Consider the following 18,296-nt stretch of genomic DNA (forward strand, 5'->3'; position numbering starts at 1 on the left):
GACCTCAGGAATGAGGGGTCCTTATTCGACGCCGATCACACCGCTAACGGGGTCCCTTTTCCACGCCGATCCACACCTGAAGACACTGACGCACCGCCTCATAGGGCATGGCGTCCTTACGGACGAACGGCGCCATATAGGTGTCGAACGAGCTGAAGGCCTGGGCGCCCGCCCATTCGTTCTGCAGGGCGCCCAGGAAGTTGACGACCTGGCCGACCGCGCTGGACAGGTGGCGAGGCGGCGCCGACTCGATCTTGTTGGCCACGCCGTTCAGACCTTCCGTGAGCAGGTTTCTGAGCGACCAGCCCGCGCAATAGCCGCTGAGCATGTCCAGATCGTGGATGTGCAGGTCGCCCTCGCGGTGGGCGGCGCCGACGGCGGGCGGATAGAGGTGGGACAGCCAGTAGTTGGCGATCACCTTGCCGGAGACATTCAGGATCAGGCCGCCCAGGGAATAGCCCTGGTTGGCGTTCGCGTTCACCCGCCAGTCCTGCCGGTCCACATATTCGCGAACCGTTTGAACGACGTCGATGGACGGGGCGGCGGGGCGGATGACGGTCAACATATGGTGTATCACTTCTGGTGGATGACTACATGTTGGGTTTTTCCTTGGGGTCGGGTCAATGCGGCGCGGTGCGGCATCGGGCCGCGCGGCGCCGTCCGATAAGCCGAATTCAGATGTCGTCTCCGGGATTGATCGCCATCAAGACGAGGACGGCGACTCCGGCGACGGGCGATGTGACGCGCCGAAACATCGATCAGAGGACAGGGGTTTGCGCCAAGGCAAGGCGCCCGTCGCCGGGCGGCGCCAGAAGGGGGAGCAAGGAGTTCCGCCATGACCACCGATCGCCCCCTTCGCGCTCTTTCAACGCCCGTCCTGTTCAGCTTAGGGCTTCGGCCCTTCTTCCTGTTCGGCGCCCTGTGGGGAGCGATGGCGGCGCCGCTCTGGGTCTATGTTCTGGCGCATGGCGACGGACGGATCGCCGGTCGCGCGGGGATGGACTGGCATATCCATGAGATGCTGTTCGGCTATGTCGGCGCCGTCATCGGCGGTTTTCTTCTGACCGCCGTGCCGAACTGGACCGGTCGCGCGCCACTCGCGGGAACGCCGCTGGCGGTGTTGTTCGGGCTCTGGGCCGTCGGACGTCTGGCCCTGTCGACCCCCGGAGCCGACGCCTTCACCCTGCTGATCCTCGACGGCCTCTATCTGACAGGGCTGAGCCTGGTCGTCTGGCGCGACGTCCTGGCGGCGCGCAACTGGCGCAATCTCGGCGTCGCCCTGGCCGTAACCGGACTGGCCGCCGCCAATCTGGCCTTCCACCTCAGGTCAGGAGAGGCCGGCGGTCTGGACGCCGTGGTGCGCGCCGGTCTAGGCCTGATCGTCATGCTTCTGGTCCTGATCGGCGGCCGTGTGACGCCGAACTTCACCCGCAATTGGCTGGCGCGCCAGGGAAGAGGGCGGCTGCCCGCCCCTGCCTCGCGGTTCGATCTGGGGGTCATGGCGTTTACCCTGACGGCTCTCGTCGCCTGGGTGTGGCGGGCCGACCATCCGGCGGTCGGAGTGGTCCTGGCCTTGGCGGGGCTCTTGAACGGCGTGCGGCTGGCCCGGTGGTGCGGCTGGCGCACCGCCGGCGAGCCGCTGGTCTGGATTCTGCACCTCGGCTACGCCTGGCTCGCCGTCGGCCTGGTCCTGCTGGGGCTGGCCGCCATGGGGGCGAGCTTTGCGCCTTCGGCGGGCGTCCACGCCCTGACGACCGGGGCCATGGGGGTGATGATCCTGGCGGTGATGACCCGGGCCACGCGCGGCCATACGGGACGGCCGCTGGAGGCGGACCGGGCCACGGTGGTCTTGTATGGGCTCGCCAATCTCGCCGCCGTGGTGCGGGTGGCGGGCGGGCTGTGGCCGGAGGTCTATGGCGCGGCCCTGATCGTCGCGGGCGGCCTTTGGGCGGCGTCTTTGCTCGGCTATGCCCTTGTCTACGGGCCGATGTTGCTAGGACCGCGCTTGAGGTGAGGCGCCGCGGCTTGACCGGTGGATCGTTCGGCCTGAACTCAGGCCGTGCGCGGCGCGGCGGAGACGCCTGAGGGGGCCGGCGGCGGAGGCGCGCCGGGCGTCGTGGTCAGGCTTTCGGTCCCCGCCCGTCCGATCGGAAGCGGGCCGGCCTTGACGTGGTTGTCGATGAGCGGCGAGGGGCGGGCCAGGCGCTCGAGCGCGCGAGGGCGCGCCAGATGAATTTCCGGGCCTCGCACCTGAACCCCGTAGTCCGCCAGTTGGGCGAAGGCGCGCGACAGATTCTCGGGCGTCATGCCGAGGAGAGAGGCCAGGACGCGTTTCCCATACGGCAAGACGATATGATGAGGGTCGCCCTGCCGGGCGCTTTGCGCCAGAAGATAGTTGGCCACGCGTTCCAGGCAGCCGCGCAGCTTGTGAGCCTTCACCATACGCACCACGCCGCGGTAGCAGCCGGCCAATTCCTGCACCACGGCGAAACCGAAGGCGGGGTCTTGCCGCGTGGTCCGGCGCAACGCCTCGCCGGACAGCATCAGCACCTCCGACCGCTCCAGGGTCCGTGCGGACATCAAGGCCGGCGCCTCGAGCATCACGGCCGCCAGAATAAAGGTCGAGACGGGGCGCAGAACGGCGAGAACCGCCTCTTTCTCTTTCCAACTCCCCTGGAGCTCCACAGCGCCGTCCAGCAAGACATATAGAAAGTCGACCGGATCGCCCTCCATCAGCAGAGTGGTGCCGGCGGGAAACCGTTGCAGAAAAGCCCCGGCCGTGGCGTCGCGGAAGACGCTCGGGGTCATGTCCGCGAACAGGGGCAGGGTGCGGATGCGGTCAAGGTCTGTCTGACGAATGGACATGACCCACAGGATCACGTCGGACGAGATTTCCGATTGATCCCGATCAAATCGCCTTCAAAGGGGTGAAGACTCCGCCCGTCGGTGTTCAAAGGAGTCCGATTTGCGCAAAGGCAAGGCGGGCGAAGCCGAGACCGGTCATTCTGAGGCGCACGAGATGTTGCGGCGGACCGGACGGCCATGGCCCCACGAGCGGAGAAGACGGGAAAGACCGGGATCCGCGCGGCCGCGTGGGCCCTGTCCCAAGCCGTTCGCCTGGCGGATCGGCTGGAGCCGGTTCATGCGGCCGACGACAACTGGCCCCATGGGCTGGGCGATCTACTCGCCGAATTGCAGGACGGCCTGGACCTTTGTCAGGCGCGCGAGACTGGGCGGTTCGCACAGGATCAGGCCCCGGCCTCTCAGACGCGGCGTCGCGCTGAGATCCTTCGCCGCGCTCGAGCTCTGGGGGCGGTCGAGCGCGCCCTGGAGCAACTCTCGGCGTCCGCCTCCGCACCCGCAGACTGGCTTCGTCTTCAGGCGAGCTGCCGGGTCGTTACGCGCGCTCTGCGCGATTGCTGGGCGTTCGAAAGGCCGAGCGGCGGCTGCGCTTGCGCTGAGGCGGCATGATGGTCGCGCCCCTCGTCCTTCTGGTCGATGACGACCCTGCGGTGGCGCAATCCGTCGCCTTTGCGCTCGAAACCGAAGGCTTCAGGGTCCGACGATATGGCAGCGCCGAGGCGCTGCTCGAGGCCGTGGAAGATCGCGTCGGGGAGGGGGCGGGATTGCGGGCGGCGCGCTGCCTCGTCCTCGACTATCATCTGCCGGGTCTGGACGGGCTGGCGCTTCTGAATCGACTGAGAGCCGCGTCGCTCGCCGGCGGCGCCATACTGATCACCACCCACCCGCGCCGCGGGGTCTGCGAAGACGCCGCCCGCGTCGGCGCGGTCCTGCTTGAGAAGCCCCTGATCGGAGGCGCCCTGCTCGAGGCCGTCAGGGACGCCTGCGGCCTCAGCCGCCTCGCGTCAGAACCGTGACGCGAACCAGCTCGGACAGGCTGCGCACCTGCATCTTGGTCATCACATTGGCCCGGTAGACCTCGACGGTGCGCGGACTGATGCCGAGATCATAGGCGATCACCTTGTTGGCATGGCCGGCGACGAGCCCCTCCAGAACCTCTAGCTCGCGTTGGGACAGCGAAGCGAGGCGCTCGGCGACGAGAGGGTCCCGTGCGGCGGTGCGGGCGCCGTCGGGTTCCGCGAGCGCGCGCTGGAGCGCCTCGATCAAGACGGCGTCGTCGAACGGCTTTTCGATGAAGTCCTGGACGCCGGCGCGCATCGCCTCCACGGCCAAGGCCAGGTCGGCGTGTCCCGTCATCACCACGATCGGAGTGGTCGCGCCGCTCGCGCGCAGACGCCGCGCCAGATCGATACCGCTCATCTCGGGCATGCGCACATCAGTGAGGATGCAGCCCGACAGGGGTTCGCGGCGCGCCGCCTCCAGCAGTTCGAGCGGTGAGGCGTAAAGCCGCGGCTCCAGGTCGTTCGTCGAGATCAGAAAGGCGAGGGAGTCGCGCAGGGCCGCATCGTCATCGACCACGTGCACTGTCGTGTCAGCCTGGATCATCGTCGCCATCGGTGTCGTCTTCATCTGCGGTCTTCAAGGTAAAGGCGAACTGCGCGCCGCCCTCCGGACGCGGGGTCGCCCAGATGCGTCCGCCATGCGCTTCGACGATGGTTCGGCAGATCGACAGACCCACGCCCATTCCCGTTCGCTTGGTGGTCACAAAGGGCTGGAAAAGCATATCCGCCACCGACGGGTCCAGTCCCGATCCCGTATCGGCGACGGTGACGCAGGCCTCGTCGGCGCATCGCGTGAGCGATATGGTCAGATCCCGCCGGGGCTGGTCTTCCATGGCCTCGATGGCGTTGCGGATCAGATTGAGCACGACCTGCTGGATCTGGACACGATCCGCCAACACCAGATCGACGTCGGGCGGGAAATCGAGCGTGACGCGCACGCCATGCTCTTTGGCGCCGACCAGCGCCAGGGCGCCGGCCTCCTCGATCAGCTTGGGCAGGCTTTCGACGCGGCGTTCCACCTCGCCGCGCGCGACGAAGTCGCGCAGCCGGCGAATGATGTCGCCCGCGCGCAAGGCCTGGGCTCCGGCCTTGCGAAGCGCGTCCTTGAGCACCTCGCGCGGCAGTTCCTCACGATCGAGCAGACGCGCCGAGCCGTTGAGATAGTTGGCCATGGCGGTCAGGGGCTGGTTCAGTTCGTGGGCGAGGGCCGAGGCCATTTCGCCCATGGCGGTCAAGCGCGAGATATGGATCAGCTCGGTCTGCAACTCCTGTAGCCGGGTCTCCGTGGCCTGGCGGTCCGTCAGGTCGCGAATAAAGCCGGTGAAGTAGCGTTCCTCGCCGGACTGCATCTCGCCGACCGCCAGTTCGAGGGGAAAGGTCGCCCCATCGCGCCTTTGACCGACCACGACCCGACCCTGGCCGATAATCCGTCTTTCGCCCGTCCGCCGATAGCGCTCGAGATAATCGTCGTGTTGCGCCTTGTAGGGCTCGGGCATCAGCCGTTTGACATTCTCCCCGACGACCTCGCTGGCCGTCCAGCCGAACATCCGCTCGGCCGCCGGGCTGAAGGACCTTATGACGCCCCTTTCGCTGATCACGACCATGGCGTCAGGGACCGTGTCCAGGATGGACTGCAGATGCGCCTCGCGCGCGCGTAGGTGAGCGTTGGCCGCGACGACGCCGCGGCGGCCCCGGTGAAGAAGTTCCCCGCCCACGCTCAAGCCGATTCCGACAGCCAGAAAGACCAGGGCGGTGGCGATGTCGCCGCCGGTCCTTGGCCCAGCCTGCCAGGTGATCAGCAAACCCCCGGCGGCGCCGAGCAAGGCGGCGAGGGCGCCGGCGCCGAATCCGCCCACGGCGGCGGCGGCCGCGACGGCAGGGACGAAGAAGAGAAAAGCGATCCGCTCGCCCAGCATGGGCGCCATCGCCCACCGCGCGGCATAGGCCAGGCCCACTCCGCCCAGAGCGATCGCGGCGCCGACCAGATGCCGGTGCGGTCGCACCCGTTCGGCCCAAAAGAGCGGCGCGCTGATTCGGCTGGTTTTCATCGGCCTCCATCCGCCTGTTCAGGCGAGTCTGGCACGTCCGCCGACGAAGAACCATCCGGGGGGAGGAGGGAGCCTTGTCCTTTGCGCGCGCGCAAAGGCGCCAAGGGCGCCGGTTGCTAAGAGACCGGCGGCGGACGGGACCGGGCCGCCGCCTGCGACGGGAGATTTCGATGACCACGCGACGGGCGCTGCTGACGGCGGCGGCGGGATGGGGGCTCGGCGGCGCGTCCGCCGCGCGCGTCCACCGCGTTCAGATGCTGAACCGCGGGCCGGGCGGAGCCATGGTGTTCGACCCGGCCTTTCTGCGCGCCGAAATCGGAGATCTCGTTCGCTTCGTGCCGACCGATCCCGGGCATAATGCGGAGGTCATCGTCGGGCTCGCGCCGACGGGAACGCCGCCGACGCGCGGCGCAATGGGGGCGGTGTTCGACCTTCGTCTCGAACGACCCGGCCTCTACGGCGTCAAGTGCGCGCCTCATTTCGGCATGGGCATGGTGGCTCTGATCGCCGTTGGCGATGTCCGCGCCAGCCGCTCCGGGTTTGAAGCCGGTGTGGCGCGCCTTCCAGGGCTGGCCCGACGACGCATGATCGAGGCGCTGACGAGACTGGGTTGATCCGAGACGGCAACTCGGGTCTTTCCCCTAGGCGACACACCCGAGTACCGAAATCGGCCTGTCCCCCGTAGCGTCACGGCGTTGAATAAACCCGAGGTCGCCATGTCCGCAGCCCTTCTCGCGATGACCCCCGAGCCGCTCGAGCGTCCGCTCCCGACGCCAGAGCCCGAAGCCATGTGCCCGCTCAACGCCGCCTTCGCCGACAGTCAGGCTCTTCGCACCACCGTCGATCTGGGCGACGACCTGTTTCTCGCCGGCGCGGCCGCCGACTACGCCTATCGCGTGGAGGCGGGCGTCTTGATGAGCTATCGCCTGCTGCGGGACGGTCGTCGCCAAGTCGTGGACTTCCATCTGCCTGGCGAATTTCTCGGGCTTGAGGCGGGCGTGGACTATACGACCGCTGTGCAAGCCATCACGCCGGCCGTCGTCGCCGGGATGCGGCGTCGGCGTCTTTCGGCCTTGGCGGCGACCGATGTCCGCCTGACCGGCGCCCTGTGGGCGGCCTCGGTGAGGGTCTGCCAACGCAGTCAGGATCATGCCGCCATTCTCGCTCGCCAAAGCGCCACCGAACGGGTCGCCGCCTTTCTTCTCGCCTACGCCCGACGAGTCGGATCGCTCGACGACATGATCTTGCCGATGAGCCGCCAGGACATGGCGGACTTCCTGGGTCTGGCGATCCACACCGTCTCGCGCACCCTGACCCAAATGGAAGGCTCCGGCCTGATCTCGGCGCGCTCCAGTCGGCACGTTCGGCTGGTCCGCCGCGACCGGCTTGAAGCCCTTTGTTCCTAATCCGGTCTGTGAAGACCTGAAACGAGAAAGCTGATGAATATGACTGACCTTCTGAGTGATATCGACGTCCATCATGCGCCGCGTTCGGTGTCTGATCGCATCGCCTGGGGTTTTGTGAAGTCGCTCCGCTTCTGCGCGGACACCTTCTTCGCCAAGCGTTACGGCCACCGGGCCGTTGTGCTGGAGACGGTGGCGGCCGTGCCCGGCATGGTCGGAGCCACCCTGACCCACCTGAAAGCCCTGCGGCGCATGAGCGACGACCGCGGCTGGATCCGCACCCTGATGGACGAGGCCGAAAACGAGCGCATGCACCTGATGACCTTCATCGAGGTGTGCCAGCCGACCCTGTTCGAACGTTTCATCGTCATGGCCGTGCAATGGCTGTTCTATCTCTTCTTCTTCGGCCTCTATCTGGTCTCGCCCCGCACCGCCCATCGGGTCGTCGGCTATTTCGAAGAAGAGGCGGTGATCAGCTACACCCATTATCTCGCTGAGATCGACGAAGGGCGTAGCGAGAACGTCCCTGCGCCAAAGATCGCCCGCGACTACTGGGGTCTGCCCGCGTCCGCAACGCTGCGCGACGTGGTTCTGGTGGTGCGCGCCGACGAGGCGCATCACCGTGACGTCAACCATGGCTTCGCCGATGAACTGGCCGGCGGACCGGTCAAGGCCGTGCGGCCGGGTCCTGCGCATGTTCCGCTTCAACCGCATTGGACGGTTGCCTGAGGCGGGGGATCGCGATGCCGACCTCCCTGCCTCAGGCCTGGATGACGCATGCCCGTCGGACCCTGCCACGCTACACCAGCTATCCCACCGCCGTCGCTCTGCGGCCCGGGACGCTCGAAGAGGTCGAGACCTGGTTGATCGCGGATGAGGGGGAGAGCCTCTCGGTCTATGTCCACATCCCCTTCTGCGATCGACTGTGCTGGTACTGCGGCTGCCACACCAGCATTGTCTCGGACTATGAGCGGGTGGCGGCCTTCCAGGCCCAGTTGTTGCGGGAGATCGCGCTCTGGGCCGAACGGCCCGGGGTGCGGCGCGGGGTCGTGCGCCATCTGCATTTCGGCGGCGGCAGCCCCAACATCCTGCGGCCTGCGGATTTCGTCGCCGTCGTGGACCGGCTGAGGTCGATCTTCCGCTTCGCGCCCGACGCGGAGGTGGCGGTCGAACTCGACCCGGCTCGACTGGAGATCGGTTTCATCGCGGGCCTCGCGCAAGCCGGGGTCACGCGGGTAAGCCTTGGGGTTCAGACCTTCGATCCGGCGGTCCAGGCGCGGGTCAATCGACCGCAGCCCTATGCTCAGGTGGCTGAGGCCGTCGAGGAATTGCGGCGCGCAGGGATCGCGGGCGTCAATTTCGATCTGATGTATGGCCTGCCCGGTCAGACGCCGGACAATGTGGCCGAGACGGCGGACCTGGCGGCGGGGCTCGCGCCCGACCGACTCGCCGTCTTCGGCTATGCGCATGTGCCCTGGTTGAAGAAGCACCAGAGCATGATCGCCGAGACCGAACTCGCCGACGCCGCCGGACGTTGGGCCCAAGCCGGGGCGGCCCACGACCGACTGGTCTCGGCCGGTTACGAGGCGATCGGTCTGGACCACTACGCGCGTCCCGACGATCGTCTGTCGCGCGCCCTGGCGCAGGGCGGGCTGCGGCGCAATTTCCAAGGCTATACCGACGATCCCGCGCGGGTGCTCGTGCCGCTGGGGCCGTCGGCCATCGGTCAGTGGCCGACGGGACTGGTGCAAAACGCCGCGGATGCGCGGGTCTGGCGGCAGGCGATCTCCGATGGCCGGCTGCCGGTCGCACGGATACTGCCCCTGACATCCGAGGATCGGCTTCGGGGGGCGGTGATCGAAGCCCTGATGACCGGGCTGTCGGCGGATGTCGATCAGATTTCCCAGAACCACGGGCAGTCTTCCGATCACCTCGACGCCTGTCTGGACCGGCTTCGGGAGGCGGCGGACGCGGGCTTGTGCCGGATCGACGGGCGGCGCGTCTGGATCCCGGACGCGGCGCGGCGGCTGGTTCGCACCGTCGCGGCGGCGTTCGACGCGGCGGGCGAGCCGCCGCAACGCCATGCGCCGGCGGTTTGACGACGCCGGGGCTTGAGGGGCGTCAAGCCATTGAGCGCGAGGGGTCAAGGCGCTCGCGGTCGGGCGGGCCTAAATTCCAGACAAAGGAGACCCCATGCGCCCTCATCCCCTGGCTCGACTGGCCGCGCTCGTCGCCCTAGCGGCGGGGCAGGCCGCAGCCCAGACGCCCGCCGCGGACATCGTCCGTCGCGCCGACGACCTGCCGGCCCCGCTCACGGCCAAATCCCCGCGGACGCATCAGGTGCGGTTGGAGGCGATTGAGCGTGACGGCGCGCTGTCGGACGGACAGACCTATCGCTATTGGACCTTCAACGGTCGTACGCCCGGCCCCTTTTTAAGGGTGCGCGTCGGCGACAGGATCGAACTGACCCTCGCCAACGCCGCCGACAGTCAGATGATGCACAATATCGATCTGCACGCCGTGACCGGGCCGGGAGGCGGGGGCGGGGTCACGCGGGTCTATCCCGGCGAGAGCGCCAGCTTCCGCTTCAAGGCCCTGGCGCCGGGCCTCTATGTCTATCATTGCGCCGAGGCGATGGCGGCCCAGCACATCGCCAACGGCATGTACGGCCTGATCCTGGTGGAGCCCGAAGGCGGACTGCCGCCGGTCGATCATGAATTCTATGTCATGCAGGGCGAAATCTACGCCGAGGCGGACGGCGAGGGCCGTCTGATCGAGGATCTGGATCGGCTTCTGGAGGAGCGGCCGTCGCATTATGCGATGAACGGCGCGGTGCGCGGCCTGACGGGCGAGCGTCGCATGCGGGTGCGGGTGGGCGACACCGCCCGCCTCTATTTCGGGGTCGGCGGTCCCAACAAGACCGCCAGCCTGCATCTGATCGGCGAGATCATGGATCGCGTCTATCCCAACGCCGCCTTGACGGACGCCCCCTTGCACAATGTCCAAACCGTCAGCGTGCCGCCTGGCGGCGCGACCGTCGTCGAGTTCACCTTCCAGGTACCCGGAGACTACGCCCTGGTCGATCACGCCCTGACCCGGGTCGATCTCGGCGCCTTGGCGGTCATCCAAGCCGAAGGTCCGTCGTCGCCCGAGGTGTTCGACGGACGAGACCCGCACGGCCCTCACAGTCACTGATCCCCGATAGGGACGCGTCGAAGCCTTTGCGGAGACAGGAGGGCGGCGGTCAAATCCTCGGCGACGAGCGCCTCTGGCCAGGGGGCGCCGCCCAGCATCGCCGCGGCCGCCTGACCGAGCGCGGGCGCGCACTGGACCCCGGACCCGCCCAAGCCCGCGATCCAGAAATAATCCGCCGCATCGGTCGCCCAGCCCGCCACCGGATCGCGATCGGCCGCGAAGCTCCTCAGGCCCGCCCAGTGCGCCGTCGGCGTCCACTCGGTCCGCCCGGTCAGATCGTTCAGGCTTTCGCAGGCCAGAGCGACGGAGAGGGGATCGGACTGGGCGTCGCAGGGCGGGGACGGCGTCTCCTCGCAGGCGCTCGCCCAGACGGCGTCCCCGGCAGGACGCAGATAGCCCTGTCCGTTCGCCTGTTTGAGGATCGGCCAGGTCCGCACTTCCACGGCAGGCGGGGGCGCGGCTTCGATCAGGGTCCGCCGGTACGACTGCAGCCCCAGGGGCTGAACCCCGGCGAGACGCGCCGTCTCGTCGGCCCAGGGGCCAGCGGCGTTGACCAGGACCGCGCCGGCAAGGGTCCGCTCCGCCGATCGAAGCCGCCAACAGCCCTGACGCCGTTCGATCGTCTCGGCCTCGAAGCCGGTGACGATCGGGCCGTGCCGCAAGACGGCCCGGCGCAAGCGATCGACCAGGCCGGCCAGGTCGATCAGGCCGGCGTCCGTCTCCAGGAAGCCCAGAGCGGTCGCCCCTGCCCGGAGGCCGGGCGCGAGCTTCGCGATCTCGGCGGCGTCGATCCGTCGTCCCCGTCCCCATTGCTGGACGGCGGCGAGATCCGTCTCTTCGGACGCCAGATGGAGGGCCGCGCGCGGCTCCAGCAGATCAGGAGCCAGAAGGCCCCGAGACGCGCGCGCCAGCCTCGAGACGACGGGGCCGCCATAGGTGGGGATGAACATGGCGGCCGCCCGGCCGCTGGCGTGGCGACAGAGCCAGGCCTCGCGCTCGACCAGGCAGAGCCGGCGGTGCGGCGCCAGGGCGGCGGCGACGGCCAGACCCGCAAGGCCCCCGCCCAGGATCAGAAACTCGAATCTGACTTGCATGGCGGCTCCCGTGGCCGGGACAGCCTATCGGCGACGGCGGCCGCAAGGATTGAGGCGGATCAAGCCCCGAAATGACGCCGGGCAGGGCGGCGATTGAGACCGGTTCAGCCCGATCAGACCCGGCTGGGTTAGGAGCCGGGGCATCCGCGACGCAGGACGCCCCATGCCCTTTTATTCCACCAAGACCTATGGCCCCGAGCGCGGCCTGTCGTGCGCCTATCGTCAATGGGACGCCGGAACCGATTGCCAACTGCTGCACGGCTATGCGCTGGGGTTTCGGTTCGTCTTTGCCGCCGAGCAACTCGATCGGCGCGGCTGGGTCGTCGATTTCGGCGACGGCGGTTTCGGCAAGATCCGGCGGTGGCTGCACAAGATGTTCGATCACACCCTTCTGGTGGCGGTCGACGACCCGGCCCGCGACGTATTCGAATCGCTCGCTGCGGCCGGGCTGGCGGACCTGCGCACCGTGCCCAGCACCAGTTGCGAGCGGCTGGCGCAGCATGTCCACGACGCCGCTCAGGAGATTCTTCACGACGCCACCCAGGGACGTTGCTGGCTGAGTTCGGTGGAATGTTTCGAGCACAGTGCGAACAGCGCTCTGTTCGAGGCGCCTGATGCGGTCCAGCGCCAGACGGTCGCGGACGTCCTGCAGGCGGTGCTGCGGGAGATGAAATGAGCCCGCGCCTGAACCGGATTGTCGAAAGCGCGGCGGCGGAAGCGGCTCTGATGGCCCTGCGCGCGATCCCCGAGGCGGTGCTCGGAACGGCCATTCGCCGTCTTCGGCAGCGACGACCGGATGTGTTCGAACGCCTCGGGACGGCCGCGTCCGCGACCGTCGTCCTGGCGCCCACGGACCTGCCGGTCCTGTTTCGACTGACCCCGGACGCCGAGCGTCCTGTTCGCGTGGCGCGCCGGGACGATGATCGCCCCAGCGCGGCCCGGATCAGCGGGCCGCTCGTGCTGTTGCTGGGGGTTCTGGACGGCGGGCTTGACGCCGATGCGGCCTTCTTCTCGCGCGAGATCCGCGTTTCGGGCGACACCGAGACCGTGGTCTCTCTGCACAACACCCTGGAGGCGGCGGCGCTGTCGCCGTCGGATCTGCTCGGCGCGCCCGCCTGGCTGCGCGGCGTCGCCGATGCGGCGGCGCGCGGGGCGCTCTCTTGGGGTCAGGCGCGAAGGACATCATGATGGGGTCCATCGAACTCGTCTGTCCCGCCGGTTCGCCGGCGATGTTGAAAGCGGCCGTCGAGGCCGGCGCTGACAGCGTCTATTGCGGGCTGCGTGACGAAACCAACGCCCGCAATTTCCCCGGACTGAATTTCTCGCCCGAGGAACTGGCCCAGGCTGCGACTTGGGCCCACGCGCGCGGGCGAAAACTCCTCGTGGCGGTCAACACCTTTGCGCGGGCGGGACAAAGCGCCCGGTGGCGCGCCTCCGTCGACGCCGCCGCGACCTCGGGCGCCGATGCAGTGATCCTCGCCGATCTGGGGCTTTTGGCCTATGCGCGGGAGCGATGGCCGGATTTGCGACTGCACTTGTCTGTTCAGGCCGCGGCCGGATCCCCTGAAGCGGTCCGGTTCTACGCCCAGGCCTATGGCGTCCGCCGCATCGTCCTGCCGCGCGTCCTGAGCGTTCAGGAAGTCGCCGCTCTCGTTCGCGAGACAGAAGCCGAAACCGAAGCCTTCGTGTTCGGCGGCCTGTGCGTGATGGCTGAAGGGCGCTGCGCCCTGTCGTCTTACGCCGCCCGCCGCTCCCCCAATCTTTGCGGCGTCTGCTCGCCGCCCGAGGCGGTGTCCTATACCGAAGAGGACGAAGGCCTGGTTTCGAGACTGGGGGGCTTCGCGCTAGACCAGTTCGCCCCGGGCGAGAAGGCCGGATATCCCACCCTGTGCAAGGGACGGTTCGAGGCGCGCGGCCTGCTCTCCTATCTGTTCGAAGACCCCGTCAGTCTGAACGCCATGAGCCTTCTCGCCGGATTGAAGGCGGCGGGGGTCACGGCCGTGAAGATCGAAGGCCGCCAGAGGGGCAAGGCCTATGTCGCCCGTGTGGCCGGGGCCTTCCGCCAAGCGATCGACGCCCTGGATTCGGGCGCCGATCCCGAGGCCTTCGCCCCTCTGCTGACGGACCTCGCCGAAGGCGGGCGGGAGACGGCCGGCGCCTATAGAAAGTTGTGGAGATGACGGCCATGCGGATCGCGCTGGGGCCCTTGCTGTTTCACTGGGCGCCGGATCGGATTGAAGCCTTCTATGCCGAGGTAGCCGACGAGCCGTCGATCGACAGGGTCTATCTGGGCGAGGTGGTCTGCGGCAAACGTTCGCCCCTCACCCAATATGCGCTCGCGGCGGCGGCGGAGACCTTGAGCGCGGCAGGCAAGGACATCGTCTGGTCGGGCCTGGCCCTGCCGGCGACGGTCCGGGATCGCAAGGGACTGGCGGCGCTCGCCGCCCTGCCGGACCTCATTGAGGTCAACGACGTCTCCGGTCTGTCGGAGCGGCGCGACCCCTTCGTCGCCGGACCTTTGTTGAACATCTACAACGAGGGGGCGCTTGGGGAGCTGGCGCGACGCGGCTGTGTGCGCCTGTGTCCCAATGTGGAGCTTTCTCTGGAGGCGATTTCGCATCTTTCGGCGGCGCAGCCACAGGTCGAGATCGAGCTGTTCGCCTTCGGTCGGCTGCCGCTCGCCCTGTCAGGGCGCTGCTACCACGCGCGCAGCCACGGCCTGCACAAGGACGCCTGCCAGTTTGTCTGTGATCGCGATCCCGACGGGATGGATCTGAGGACCCTGGAGGGCCAGCCCTTCCTCGCGGTCAACGGCGTGCAGACCCTGTCTTGGGCGATGCAATGCGTCGATGCGCCGGTCGCCGCCCTGCGTGCCGCCGGCGTCGGAGCGTTGCGCCTGTCGCCCCATTCCGGCGATATGCCGGCCGTCGCGCGGGCGTTTCGCGCCTATGCCGACGGCCTGTGCGATCCCGATGGGCTCCTCCAGCGACTGCAGGAATTGAACCCCTCCGTCGCCTTCGTTAGCGGCTATCTGCACGGTCTCGCCGGTGTCGCCGGGACCCGCTGATCCGGGAACGGCCGGGCTTGACCCGCCCGGCGTGCGCGCAATCCTTGACCGGCTCGATCGTCGGCTGGTGACCCTGCTGGCCCTGCGCCTGAAGGTCGCCGACGCCATGGCCGCGTTCAAGTCGCCCGGGACGGTGCGCGATCCCGCCCGTATCGCGGCGGTGATCGATCATGTCCGTCAGCTGGCCGAGACGGTCGATCTGTCGCCGGACTTGGTCGAGGCTCTATGGCGGCAATTGATGCAAGCCAGCGCCGTCCGCCAGGCGCGGCTTGTGGCCTTGCACCGAAAAGCCGGCGACGCCGCCGCCGGCCTTCCTGTGCATCAGAACAGCCAGCCATGACTGCCGGCGACCGCCCCGAACACCGTCGTCAAGGCCAGGACCAGCAGCACCATATGGGCGGCGTGCAGCAGGCGGAACGCCTGATCCGGCGCGCGCTTGGCCCAGGCCGGAAAGAAGCGGTGGAGCAGAAAGGGCTCCACCACAAACAGCAGCAGGACAAACACGGCCCAGACGCACACCATGGCGTGCATCCACCAGAAGCGTAGGTCGCTGAATCGGTCCCACAGCGCCATCCGCTCAACGAGATAGACGCCCGACAGGCCGACAAGCGCTACGGCCGTGCGCGCCTGCCAGATGAAGCGACGCTCGAAGGCTTCGAAAGCCGCCAGGCGGTCGGCGCCGAGAAGCCCCCTGCGAATGGCGGGAAGCGCAACGGTGGTGGCCATCGATACGCCGCCGATCCAGATCACCACGCCCAGCACGTGAATCACGCGCGCGAGAGCCAGGTCGTCCATGGGAGTTTGTCCTTGTTCTGATCGTCAAGCTCGGTCGGGCGCGCCTCTGGTCAAGGCGCTTCTCTGGAGGGGTCAGGGGCAATGGACCCGTCGCGCAGGGGCGTGATCTGGAGCAGCACATCGTCCTGGCGCGCAGCGGCCCAGTGTTCGCCCCCGACCACAGGCAGCAAGATCAGGCTGCCGGGACCAAACACCCGCTCCGCCGCCGGATCGACGATCCCGCCGTCGCCCCAGGACAGATGGCCGGACACGACCGTGATGAGCCGCAGTCCCCCTTCGCCGCCGTGCGGCGGCAGAAGTTGACCTTTTTCGATCCAAAGGAGCATGACGGCGGGACGGCCCTGAGCGTCGAGGGCGACGAGGGTGCGGCGTGCGCCGGCGACATCCGAAGACGGCAGGCGATCCACGTCCAGCCGCCGGGCCTGGGCGGCGGCGGAAAGGGGCAGGGCGGCCGATGCGACGGCGGCGAAGGCGAACAAAGACAAGCGCTTCATGATAGGGTCTTTCTTGCGAGGTTAGAATTTGAGGCTCACGCCCGCGCCGAAGGCGCGACCGTCGCCGGGAAGGAAAACCGCCTGATCGGCGCGCGCCTGGTCGACGACGAGGGTGGAGGCGGCGTAGGTTTCGTCGAACAGGTTCAGGCCTTCGGCGAAGACGACCAGGCCGTCGCGGATCTCGCGCTCAGCCCGCAGGTCGAAGACGGCGTAAGGGTCGCTGTAGAGGGTGTTGAGGTTGTCGATCGGCGTTTTTTCCGGAACCCAGCGCACCCCGCCTTGCAGCAGCCAACCCGGCCCAGGCCGCCAGTCCAGACCGGCCTGGACCCAATGCGGCGGCGTGCCGGCCAGATGATTGTCGCCGCGCAGAGGATCGTCGTGGAAGCGGAAGTCCTGCCAGGTATAGGCGAGGCGTCCGGTCAGGTCCGGCGTCATCCGTAAGCTCAGTCCCAGCTCCAGCCCCAGGTGACGGGTGCGAGGCGCATTGACCGCGCCCAATGACACGCCGGTTTCGTCGCGCAGGCTGAGGAGCTCGTTGCGCACCCAGGCGTGATAGGCGACGGCGTCCCAGGTCCAGGCGCCGGCTCGAGCGCGCCAGCCCATTTCTACGGTCGTCGCTCGCTGCGCCTTGAGCGCGGGGGTGGCGAAGACGGCTGCGGCCTGATTGGGCGCGGCGGGATTGGGGCGTCCCGGACTGCTGTTGGGCGTGCCGTTGACGGTGGCGAACAGATCATCGTGCGTCGGCGGTTCGAAGGTCTGATTGGCCGAGACGAAGACGGTTTGCCGGTGGTCCGGCCGCCAGGTCAGGCCGAGGGCCGGGCTCCAACCCTCGTAGGTTCGTTCATAGCTGGACCCGACCGTTGGGACGGCGCCGAACGGCAGAGCCAGGCCGGGATTGGCGGGACTATAGGCCGCCGTCGGCCGCGTGGACGGCGCGTAGCGGTCCTGGTTGTCGCGCGTGGCGCGCGACCAGGCCGCCGAAGGCGACAGGGTGAGCGTCCGTCCGAGCGGGAGGTTGAAGCCGCCGTTCAGGGACAGGGTGTCCGCCTTCAGTCGATTGCGGCCGAACTGCGCGCCTCGGCGTCCTGAGAGATTGAGATAATAGTCGCGGTCGGCGGTTCCGGTCACCCATTGCAGCGTGCCCTCGAACAAGGGGATGGCGCGCGCGGGATCGGGCGCATATGCGTAACGGGCGACGACGGTGGCGTCGTCGCCGCGGGTGTCGCGCACGCCCGCCGAGATCGGAAACCGGAACATGTCGTCGGTCTGGGCATAACCCAAGGCGACGTCGATCAGATGGGCGTCCATCACGCCCGTGGCCCGAACCCCCGCATGGAATTGCGTGGCTTCGCGACGGGGCTGGTCGCGCACCACATTGGGGCCTGGATTGACGGCGCCCGTCGGCGTCACGGTCGGGCCGGTGAAGACGCTGCGCGAGCCGCTGTCGAGCAGGGCGCGGGTCAAGGGACCGGCGACGTCGAAGCCGAGGTCGGCGTAGCTGGCGAAGGCGCGCACTGTCACCCGATCCGACAGTCTCACGCCGAAGTTGGCGCCCACAGCCGATCGACTCGAGCCGTTATAAGTCCGGGAACCGTCCCGCTCGGTGTGGTCAACGCGCAGCAGAGCGTCGATCGTGTCGTGGACATAACCGGCCGAGGCGCCCGTCCCGATCTGGCCGAAGTCGCCGGCGGAGGCCTTGAGGCGCAGCCCGGGCGCGCTTCGTCCCGTCGGAGAGATGAGGTTCAAGGCGCCGCCGAGCACCGTCGCGCCGAGCCGGTTCGCGGCGTGACCGCGAAAGATCTCGATCGACTGGGCCTCGGCGGGGTTGGCGAAACCGACGATATAGGAGCCGTCGGCGCGATTGACCGGCAGGCCGTTGCGCAGCATCAGCACCCCGCGCTCGACGGGGTTCTGCTGCAGGCCGGATCCGCGAATCTGGATGCGGGGCTGATCGTTTCCGCCGAAGAAGTCCTGCACGACAACGCCCGGCGCGAAGGCGAGGGCGCGTGAAATCGTCAGATTGGCGCTTTGCGGCAGGTCATCCGCCTCGATCAGCCCTGTTGCGCCGGCCGTGGCGTTCAAGCGTTCGGCGGCCGAGGCGCGGCGGCCGATGACGACCACATCTTCCACAAAGCCCGGCGTGGCGGACTGCGCCTGGGCGGGCGCGGTGACAAGGCCCGGAGCGAAGCCGAGCGCGAGAGCGCTGCAGGTCAGAGCGAGACGAGCGACGCCGTGCGGTAAGAACGGCTGGGAGAGCGGAACGGGGAGGGGCACGGC

The 18,296-nt window shown here is 68.3% G+C and carries 20 protein-coding genes; 12 read left to right on the plus strand and 8 right to left on the minus strand.

What is annotated here, in order from left to right; genetic code table 11:
• Positions 1 to 43 precede the first annotated feature (43 nt).
• Positions 44 to 565, minus strand: a complete 522-nt coding sequence (gene nrdD, locus AC07NC_RS14080) for an anaerobic ribonucleoside-triphosphate reductase (RefSeq protein WP_447941467.1) — start codon at positions 563 to 565, stop codon at positions 44 to 46.
• Between the two features lie 270 nt (positions 566 to 835).
• On the opposite strand from nrdD, the gene AC07NC_RS14085 reads away from it, so the two are divergent.
• Positions 836 to 2,014, plus strand: coding sequence for an NnrS family protein (locus tag AC07NC_RS14085; protein WP_154725574.1), 1,179 nt, complete (start codon positions 836 to 838; stop codon positions 2,012 to 2,014).
• Between the two features lie 38 nt (positions 2,015 to 2,052).
• Here the strand turns inward: AC07NC_RS14085 and ftrB are convergent, their stop codons facing one another.
• Positions 2,053 to 2,880 carry a transcriptional activator FtrB gene (gene ftrB / locus AC07NC_RS14090; RefSeq protein WP_008259927.1) on the minus strand — a complete coding sequence of 276 codons (828 nt, stop codon included), beginning with the start codon at positions 2,878 to 2,880 and terminating at the stop codon, positions 2,053 to 2,055.
• A 587-nt stretch (positions 2,881 to 3,467) separates the two neighbouring features.
• Between ftrB and AC07NC_RS14095 the strand changes: the two genes are divergently transcribed.
• Complete coding sequence (locus AC07NC_RS14095) at positions 3,468 to 3,878, plus strand: response regulator transcription factor (RefSeq protein WP_008262946.1); 411 nt, start codon at positions 3,468 to 3,470, stop codon at positions 3,876 to 3,878.
• On the opposite strand, the gene fixJ is transcribed toward AC07NC_RS14095, so the two are convergent.
• Positions 3,853 to 4,476 carry a response regulator FixJ gene (gene fixJ, locus AC07NC_RS14100; protein ID WP_230307531.1) on the minus strand — a complete coding sequence of 208 codons (624 nt, stop codon included), beginning with the start codon at positions 4,474 to 4,476 and terminating at the stop codon, positions 3,853 to 3,855. The two genes, AC07NC_RS14095 and fixJ, sit on opposite strands and share 26 nt — an antisense overlap.
• Positions 4,454 to 5,971, minus strand: coding sequence for a PAS domain-containing sensor histidine kinase (locus tag AC07NC_RS14105; RefSeq protein WP_008258641.1), 1,518 nt, complete (start codon positions 5,969 to 5,971; stop codon positions 4,454 to 4,456). Before AC07NC_RS14105 ends, fixJ begins: the two co-directional genes overlap by 23 nt.
• Positions 5,972 to 6,141: 170 nt before the next feature.
• On the opposite strand from AC07NC_RS14105, the gene AC07NC_RS14110 reads away from it, so the two are divergent.
• The 5 genes from AC07NC_RS14110 to nirK all read left to right on the plus strand — a co-directional run bounded on the left by AC07NC_RS14110 (position 6,142) and on the right by nirK (position 10,569).
• A complete protein-coding gene (locus AC07NC_RS14110; protein WP_154725575.1) occupies positions 6,142 to 6,585 on the plus strand; it encodes a pseudoazurin in 444 nt (147 codons plus the stop codon).
• A 102-nt stretch (positions 6,586 to 6,687) separates the two neighbouring features.
• The gene (locus AC07NC_RS14115) at positions 6,688 to 7,377 is read left to right on the plus strand and encodes a helix-turn-helix domain-containing protein (protein WP_154725576.1); all 690 of its coding nucleotides are present in this window, start codon (positions 6,688 to 6,690) and stop codon (positions 7,375 to 7,377) included.
• A gap of 33 nt (positions 7,378 to 7,410) precedes the next feature.
• Complete coding sequence (locus AC07NC_RS14120) at positions 7,411 to 8,103, plus strand: alternative oxidase (RefSeq protein WP_292147172.1); 693 nt, start codon at positions 7,411 to 7,413, stop codon at positions 8,101 to 8,103.
• 14 nt (positions 8,104 to 8,117) lie between these two features.
• Positions 8,118 to 9,473 (plus strand): oxygen-independent coproporphyrinogen III oxidase, encoded by a 1,356-nt coding sequence (gene hemN, locus AC07NC_RS14125; protein WP_154725577.1) that lies wholly within the window; start codon positions 8,118 to 8,120, stop codon positions 9,471 to 9,473.
• A 94-nt stretch (positions 9,474 to 9,567) separates the two neighbouring features.
• Complete coding sequence (gene nirK / locus AC07NC_RS14130) at positions 9,568 to 10,569, plus strand: copper-containing nitrite reductase (protein WP_154725578.1); 1,002 nt, start codon at positions 9,568 to 9,570, stop codon at positions 10,567 to 10,569.
• Here the strand turns inward: nirK and AC07NC_RS14135 are convergent.
• Complete coding sequence (locus tag AC07NC_RS14135; RefSeq protein WP_154725579.1) at positions 10,563 to 11,663, minus strand: NAD(P)/FAD-dependent oxidoreductase; 1,101 nt, start codon at positions 11,661 to 11,663, stop codon at positions 10,563 to 10,565. The genes nirK and AC07NC_RS14135 overlap by 7 nt on opposite strands.
• Positions 11,664 to 11,826: 163 nt before the next feature.
• Between AC07NC_RS14135 and AC07NC_RS14140 the strand changes: the two genes are divergently transcribed.
• From AC07NC_RS14140 to AC07NC_RS14160, 5 genes are read left to right on the plus strand one after another with little or no spacing between them, the layout of a single operon-like run.
• Entirely contained in the window at positions 11,827 to 12,339 is a 513-nt protein-coding gene (locus AC07NC_RS14140) for a 6-pyruvoyl trahydropterin synthase family protein (RefSeq protein ID WP_040349654.1), read from the plus strand.
• Entirely contained in the window at positions 12,336 to 12,851 is a 516-nt protein-coding gene (gene ubiT, locus AC07NC_RS14145) for a ubiquinone anaerobic biosynthesis accessory factor UbiT (protein ID WP_008262680.1), read from the plus strand. The genes AC07NC_RS14140 and ubiT overlap by 4 nt, the downstream gene beginning before the upstream one ends.
• Positions 12,848 to 13,843, plus strand: coding sequence for a ubiquinone anaerobic biosynthesis protein UbiU (ubiU, locus tag AC07NC_RS14150; RefSeq protein ID WP_040349652.1), 996 nt, complete (start codon positions 12,848 to 12,850; stop codon positions 13,841 to 13,843). The genes ubiT and ubiU overlap by 4 nt, the downstream gene beginning before the upstream one ends.
• Before the next feature lie 5 nt (positions 13,844 to 13,848).
• Entirely contained in the window at positions 13,849 to 14,730 is an 882-nt protein-coding gene (gene ubiV, locus AC07NC_RS14155; protein ID WP_230307532.1) for a ubiquinone anaerobic biosynthesis protein UbiV, read from the plus strand.
• A gap of 31 nt (positions 14,731 to 14,761) precedes the next feature.
• Positions 14,762 to 15,070 carry a chorismate mutase gene (locus AC07NC_RS14160; protein ID WP_196066329.1) on the plus strand — a complete coding sequence of 103 codons (309 nt, stop codon included), beginning with the start codon at positions 14,762 to 14,764 and terminating at the stop codon, positions 15,068 to 15,070.
• Here AC07NC_RS14160 and AC07NC_RS14165 read toward each other — a convergent pair.
• The 3 genes from AC07NC_RS14165 to AC07NC_RS14175 are packed head-to-tail and all read right to left on the minus strand — an operon-like array spanning position 15,052 to position 18,293.
• Complete coding sequence (locus tag AC07NC_RS14165) at positions 15,052 to 15,525, minus strand: membrane protein (RefSeq protein WP_008259168.1); 474 nt, start codon at positions 15,523 to 15,525, stop codon at positions 15,052 to 15,054. The two genes, AC07NC_RS14160 and AC07NC_RS14165, sit on opposite strands and share 19 nt — an antisense overlap.
• Before the next feature lie 50 nt (positions 15,526 to 15,575).
• Positions 15,576 to 16,019, minus strand: coding sequence for a cupin domain-containing protein (locus AC07NC_RS14170; RefSeq protein ID WP_008263475.1), 444 nt, complete (start codon positions 16,017 to 16,019; stop codon positions 15,576 to 15,578).
• 21 nt (positions 16,020 to 16,040) lie between these two features.
• A complete protein-coding gene (locus AC07NC_RS14175) occupies positions 16,041 to 18,293 on the minus strand; it encodes a TonB-dependent receptor family protein (protein WP_198004288.1) in 2,253 nt (750 codons plus the stop codon).
• Positions 18,294 to 18,296: the final 3 nt, after the last annotated feature.

It is taken from the genome of Brevundimonas sp. GW821-FHT10A07 (assembly GCF_059415785.1).